Raw genomic sequence first — 7,081 nt, 5'->3', positions numbered from 1 at the left:
AGGGTCTGTCATGAAATAACTTGTGCATTTAGGCGCTCAGATTTCGGTCAGGTTTGAGTGCGACCGATTGAGCAAACCCGAAGGCGTAGTTGAACCTACGCTGAGGGGTTGCGATTGAGGAGCACACAAAGATGGCCGGAAGATGAGATGCATAAATGTATAGGTTATTTTATGGCAGACCCTTATATTCTATCACTTCCCAAATCTCTTCATTTAGACATGCTGCCGCCATTGAGGTTTTTCAATCTTTGATAACCCCATCCCCACCCCCCGATTACTACTTCGGGGGCAAGCTCTATCCCTCCCCTTGAAGGGGAGGGGAATCTGAATGTCCTTTGTGAGCATTGGCTCTTTACAGGTCTAAATAAATAAGGACCTTTTTATAATCCGAAGACATTCTTTATGCTATCCACAGATGCACCTGAAGCAATCAGTCTTTTCTGAATATCCTTCCTTTTGAGATAGGATGTCACTATGATGAAATCATAAGCAATACCATTGGTGAAATCAACTGCATCTATGGGTTCTACTAAATTCTTAAAAAATGTGCTGCCCGCTTTTTCATCATCAAGAACCCGGACAAGAGACAACCCGAATTCCTGAAGGGTAAGATATGCTATCTCTGCAACTTCATCAGCGCCTGCAAAGATAACAGTCTTTGCGCCTTCTGATTCAAGGGTATTAAAAAGCCCCCTGAAATTCCTCCTTGCATCTGTGTAGATTCTTGTGTAATCCTGAAGGAGACTATATGTAAGACGGGTCTTTTCTGTTAAACCGCGCGGTGTAAGAAAATATGCATATCTTTTCGGAGGAATTGCCTTAACCGTTATATATCCCTTTGCAATAAGATTTTTGAGATATGTATTTACAAGACCGAGTGCAAGGCCCAGCCGCTTGCTTATGTCCCTCTGCGTAAGAGACTTTCCATTGGCAAGCTCTTCTAATATCTGTAAAGACCTGAAAGGGTCTTTGTCCTGAAGACCGGTTCCTATGCCCATAGGTGAATCCTAAAATCCCTCCGGCGGGGTTGGAAAACCCCGCCTATCCATTTCTACGAGGATAGGCGGGATATTCCTGTCCCGCTGATTTTCATGCCCCTTTATGAACCCTCCCCTTTATTCCCCTTCCCCTCAAGGGAGGGGGAATAAAGGGGAGTTGTGTAATTTTGTTCATGTACTGAACATGAACACCAATAATATTAAAAAAATCAAATAGTTCTAAGATGTATAAATTATAAACAATGTAGTGTTATTTTTACGCATTTTTATATATAGGTTGTAAGCGTTCATTCAAAGTTCTCCATAGCCCACCCTCCCCCTAACCCCCTCCCGTCAAGGGAGGGGGATTCTCATTTCTTACTTCTGCCTTTTCTATTCACCATTCACTATTCACTGTCTTAATTAATCCTTCTTCCACCATCTCTCCGGATACTTCACCTTTAATATCTTGTCCCCATCTCCTTTACATTCAATCCCTATCTCTTTCATGTCCGCATCAACCATTATCTTAACAAGGTCAGAGAAGGTAACTTTTGATTCCCATCCAAGGTCTTGCTTAGCCTTGGAAGGGTCAGCAAGCAGTGCGTCTACTTCAGTGGGTCTGAAATACTTAGGGTCTATCTTTACATGCTCTTTCCAGTCAAGTCCTGCATAATCAAATGCCTCTTCAACAAACTCCCTGACAGAGTGGGTTTCCCCAGTGCCCATAACATAATCACCCGGCTTATCATGCTGAATCATAAGATAGACAAGCTCCATATACTCCGGTGCATATCCCCAGTCCCTCTTTGCATCTAAGTTTCCAAGATAGAGGAGCTTCTGCTTGCCTGCTTTTATGTTTGCAATTGCCCGCGTTATCTTTCTCGTAACAAATATCTCGCCGCGCCTTGGTGACTCATGATTAAACAAGATACCGTTAGTTGCAAAGGTATTATACGCCTCTCTGTAATTCACTACCATCCAAAATGCATAAACCTTTGCTGCTGCATACGGGCTTCTCGGATAAAACGGTGTTGCTTCAGACTGAGGAGGTGCTGCTGCACCGAACATCTCACTGCTCGATGCCTGATAGAATTTAATGTTATTTCCACTGCGCCTGATCGCATCCAATAACCGTGTTGTCCCAAGCCCTGTGATGTCTCCTGTATATTCAGGCATGTCAAAACTGACCTTGACATGGCTTTGTGCCGCAAGATGATAAACCTCATCAGGCTGGATATTATATATGAGATGCGTCAACTGCCCTGCATCTGAAAGGTCGCCATAGTGAAGAAAAAGCTTTGCCGTCGGGTCATGGGGGTCTACATAAATGTGGTCTATTCTGCCGGTGTTAAAGGTGCTTGCCCGTCGTATGAGTCCGTGTACTTCATATCCTTTTGAAAGAAGAAGTTCTGCCATGTAAGAACCATCCTGGCCGGTAATGCCGGTTACTAAAGCTTTCTTAGACATTAGTGCATCCTTTCATTACAGTATTATTATGTAGTAGCAACAAATGTGCCATTATACCATATTCCGATGATGATACAATATAACCTATTTACCCCTCTTACTTATTTTTTTCTGATTTGCAAGGTTGAGGTTTGAAGATGCATATTTATGGTCAGGCACCAACTTTAATGTTGTCTTGAATTCCTCTATCGCCTCATCCATACGGCCATTATTTGCATAGATAATCCCAAGAATATTATGACCATCCGCATATATAGGGTTATACTTCAAGGCAGTTTTGTATTCTTCAATAGCCTCATCTATATGGCCCTGTCTGGAATAAATAATACCGAGATTATAATGGGCATCCCAATAATCAGGGGCAAGCCTCAGGGCAATCTTAAACTCCCTGACCGCTTCAATTGTGCGTCCCGCTTTATCATAAGCAGAACCGAGGTTATTATACCCCCTAGCATTGTACGGACTCTTTCTGACCACATCTTCCCATAGTGTTATGTCATTCTTCCAGACCATATTACGCTGATATGTGGTAATAGAAAGCGGGAGGACAACACATAGTATAGCAATACAGGAAATGATTAATGAATTCCCGCGTTGAATCCTTTTATTTATCTCCTCAACCGCATACATTACAGTAGAACCAAAGGCCGTTACAGCGCCGACACTCGGCAGATAAAGCCTGTGCTCAAATATAACATCACTTATGGGGATGATACTTGATTCAACAGAGAGGGTGATAAAAAACCAGAATATCCCAAAAGACACTAATAGTGCATAACCATTCCCTCCTTTAAGAAACCGTACCAATAGATATACTCCAAAACATATAATAACTACTAGGAATAGAAATGATAAAATAACCTCTGGAATTAGAAAGGAATGGAAAATCGGGTAGTCATAATCAAGCATCTGATTCACAGGAAAAAACAACAACCTGATATAAGTCACTATCACCCTAAACTGCGTCAGGATATAATCCGTTCTTGAAACATTCTCCGCGGCCAAATGTGATGCCCTGCTCAGCTCCCCTGCCATTGTTTTCCCCAATGGTTTAGACACATTAACAATAGTCATAGGAATAATCAGTAGCGTTAATAGGAAAGGGACAAGAAAATATGCCCTCTTTAATAACCTGTCCCTGAAAAAGAAAAACTCATATAACAGAATTACAAATGGGAGTGTAAAACTTATCTCCTTTGTCTTCATCGCAAGGATTGAAGAGATAATCGCAAGAAGATAAAAAATCAGATTGGACTTAGTAGTAGAGGACAGCCTCCATTTTATGAAAAGGCAAAGAGAAAGAAGATAAAACAGTGTAGCAAGGGATGCAAGCCTCTGAACAATGTAGGTAACGGCCTGGGTCTGAACCGGGTGGGCAACAAAAATAAGGGAAGATATAAGGGCAATAAAGAATATCTGCTCCCGCCCGATAGCAGACCGCTTCATCATCGGCGTTCTGAATGTTAGAATCACAAACCACCAGACAAGGATACCGTTCAGGATATGAATGAAAGTATTAACCAAATGATAACCCAAGACGTTTAACCCTCCAAAGTAGTAATTTATTGCAAAGGAGAATACACCAATATACCTATTCCCTGAAAAGGGAAATTTCAGAAGATTAGAAAGAGACTGGATACCCTTATTCTCAATGATGATCGCCCTGTCGTCAAAGTGAAAGGACGATGAAAAGCTGTTAGAATAAATGATGAATGTTAATAGTGTAATCAGGATGAATGTAATAAGAAACTGTGCTTTGGGTTGTCTGTATGTTTCCCTATCTATTATTGCTGCCCGCATAAGAATATTATTTATTTCCCGTGATTATCCTTAGTACTGAACAGATGTGCATTAGCCTCCTGCACAATGTCTGCATCCTTCATCCCTGCATTTTGTACAACATATCTGTACATATTTGCTGCATTTTCTTTATCACCGGATTCCTCCATTGCAGAGGCTAAACGCATCCTCAACCCCATATTATCAGGTGAAAGTGACACCGCCGTGCTGTATGCCCTGACCGCTTCGTTCAATCTTCTTTCATTGGTGTAGAATATTCCGAGATTAAAAAAAGATAAATAGTCTGTCGGGTCAATCTTTGAGGCCAGAATGAAATGCCTTTCTGCAAGGTCGGTCTTGCCGATATTAACATAAACAATCCCTGCATCATTATGAATCTGCAAATTATTAGGATAAATCTTCAATGCCTTTTCATATTCAGAAACTGCGAGGTCCCATTTCTGTTGTAAAATATAGACTTGGCCCAAACTCTGATGGGCAGTGAAAATATCTTCACCGCCGCCGCCAAGAGAGATGGCCTTCTGGAATTCAATAATTGCATTGTCATAAGCCCCAAGCTCTTTATAGGTCATACCCATGCCTGCATGGGCGACCGATGAACCCGGAGATTTTTCAACTGTATCACTCCATAATATTAAATCATCTTTCCATACCTTATTCCTGTTTATAGTTACATAAGAATACACGCCGAGGAATATAACAAACAATACGATAAATAATTTCTGGGCCTTGGTCTTGCTCAACTCTCCGAATACAATACCTATTATCACAGCAAAGCTGACTACTGCAAGATACCCCCGGTGCTCCTGAAATATCAGGCCTAATGGGACTATGGAGGTAGGTAAAAGTACGATAAAAAACCAAAGCATAAAGAACGAAATCACACGCCGGACATGATTGGATTTGTATAGCAGAAAGATCAGGATTGCTGCATATAGAACAAGTAAAATAAAAGATGATATTACCTGAAAGGAAAAGAACCTATGGAAAATCAAAGACTCATGGATTGGGGAAAGATGTGAAGGAAAGATAAACATCTGCCAGTGTTTAATAAGTACAGGAAATTCAGTAAATATCTGCGTCATAAGGTCTCTTTGAGATCTGGAAACACTTTTCCCTATCCATGAAGCCCTGATAACAATATACGGTACAACGACAAGGAATATAAAAGGTAAATATGGTATATAGGTTCTAATGCTGAAAACTGAAAATCTTACATCTTCACTGCTTACTGTTTTAAACCTATACATATCATATAACCACAACATCACCGGCAATGTTATTGCGACCTCTTTACTCAACATCCCTGCGGCAAAGGCAAGGAGGGAAGCAAGATAGAAGCAAGATGCAAGAGGTAAGAAGTTAGAAGTAAGATGTAAAAAATTAGAAGAACTCCGCCGGCCTTCTCCTATCTTACTTCTTGCTTCTAACTTCTTGCTTCTTTCTTCTGTCTGTTGGCTTCTGAACAACACCCAGCAATAAAATGCCAGCAAATAAAAGAATCCGCTCATTACGCTTGACCTGGTTGATATATAATTCACAATCTCTGAGTTGAACGGGTGCACAAGAAAGATTAGTCCTGCTGAAATCGCAGCAAATAAACCTATAATTTCACCTGAAAATACCCCCCCATGCCCCCCCTTGTTAAGGGGGGGATTTTCATTGTCCTTTGCGAGCGCCTCGCTCATGAACGTTTCATTTGCTTTTATCTGACTTCTTGCTTCTAACTTCTGTTTGTTGTCTGCTGACTGCTGACTGCTGACTAACATAGCCTTTAAGATTAAAAATATCAGAAACGCTGTCCCTATATGAAAGGCCAGATTAACTATATGATAGCCCCATGGCTTCAATTCACCGGCATAATAATTTATCGCATAAGTCAACATTACCAAAGGTCTGTAATGAAAACTCATGCCCCCTTTCTCCTTTACACTGCTGAAGGTTCCTGTATCAGTGAAAAAGGAAGAGACATTGGAGAGTTTTCTGATGTGAGGATTTGTTGTTATATGATGGATGTCGTCATAGTGAAATGGATTGGTTAAGGAATTATAATAGACAAGTATGCCGATTAAACAGAAGAGCAGGAACACCGGCCACAATATGGAATTTGAAAGTGAATTTCTCGCGGGACTCAATTAGCCGTATTCTCCATCTTTAAGGAGACAGCCTCTTTTTTCTTTAATTTATTCAGAAGCTCTTTTATCATCTTGTCATCAGGATTTAATTTAATCGCTGTTTCCCACATCTTCAAAGTATTTTCCCGATCCCTTACTTTGAGATATGAAGCACCAAGGACAAAGTATATCTTTGAATCATCAGGTTTTAGATCTTTTGCCTTTTTCAGTTCCTCAATCGCTTCCTTATAATCCCCTTTTAAATAAAGATTCTGGCCGTCAGCAAAGTGTTTTTCCCATGATTGGGCATGGTCCACTGTCTTAATTTCCATGTGGTAAAGAGAACCGGACATGAGATTGTCCCGTTCAATTGCCTTTACGAGACCTCCTATAATCTTATCATCAGGAGAGACTTTGAGGGCTTCTTTCCAGTAGTGATAAGCCATATCCATATTTCCTTTTCTGTAATAGAGTGTGCCGAGTGCGCCCATTGCCTTTACATTACGGGGATTAATACTTAGAACCTTTTTAAATGCTTCTTCTGCCTCTTTATTCTTTCCTTCGTATAGGTAGTTCCTTCCGTTTAACAGATAGATTTCCTGTTGTTCTTTAGCGGCTGTTTCAGCTTTCGGGGTATTGGTTTTGGAGACAGGTATATAGGAATATAAAAATACCCCCATACAAATAATCAGAACAATCACAACTGAAATGGTGATCCAG

Annotated in this window: 6 protein-coding genes; 1 reads left to right on the top strand and 5 read right to left on the bottom strand. The window is 40.7% G+C overall.

Annotated elements, in window-relative coordinates; all coding sequences use genetic code 11:
- Positions 1-114: 114 nt before the first annotated feature.
- Positions 115-252 carry a hypothetical protein gene (locus tag HZA08_04510; protein MBI5192692.1) on the top strand — a complete coding sequence of 46 codons (138 nt, stop codon included), beginning with the start codon at positions 115-117 and terminating at the stop codon, positions 250-252.
- Between the two features lie 128 nt (positions 253-380).
- On the opposite strand, the gene HZA08_04505 is transcribed toward HZA08_04510, so the two are convergent.
- From HZA08_04505 to HZA08_04485, 5 genes are all read right to left on the bottom strand, one after another.
- Complete coding sequence (locus HZA08_04505) at positions 381-998, bottom strand: winged helix-turn-helix transcriptional regulator (protein ID MBI5192691.1); 618 nt, start codon at positions 996-998, stop codon at positions 381-383.
- A gap of 402 nt (positions 999-1,400) precedes the next feature.
- Positions 1,401-2,447, bottom strand: coding sequence for a GDP-mannose 4,6-dehydratase (gene gmd / locus HZA08_04500; protein MBI5192690.1), 1,047 nt, complete (start codon positions 2,445-2,447; stop codon positions 1,401-1,403).
- 84 nt (positions 2,448-2,531) lie between these two features.
- Positions 2,532-4,247 (bottom strand): tetratricopeptide repeat protein, encoded by a 1,716-nt coding sequence (locus tag HZA08_04495; GenBank protein MBI5192689.1) that lies wholly within the window; start codon positions 4,245-4,247, stop codon positions 2,532-2,534.
- An 11-nt stretch (positions 4,248-4,258) separates the two neighbouring features.
- A complete protein-coding gene (locus HZA08_04490) occupies positions 4,259-6,382 on the bottom strand; it encodes a tetratricopeptide repeat protein (protein MBI5192688.1) in 2,124 nt (707 codons plus the stop codon).
- Positions 6,379-7,041 carry a tetratricopeptide repeat protein gene (locus HZA08_04485; GenBank protein MBI5192687.1) on the bottom strand — a complete coding sequence of 221 codons (663 nt, stop codon included), beginning with the start codon at positions 7,039-7,041 and terminating at the stop codon, positions 6,379-6,381. The genes HZA08_04490 and HZA08_04485 overlap by 4 nt, the downstream gene beginning before the upstream one ends.
- Positions 7,042-7,081 lie beyond the last annotated feature (40 nt).

The organism is Nitrospirota bacterium, assembly GCA_016212215.1.
Classification (GTDB): domain Bacteria; phylum Nitrospirota; class 9FT-COMBO-42-15; order HDB-SIOI813; family HDB-SIOI813; genus JACRGV01.
Note: the sequence above shows the minus strand (reverse complement) of the source record. Positions and strands in the feature narration are given on the sequence as shown.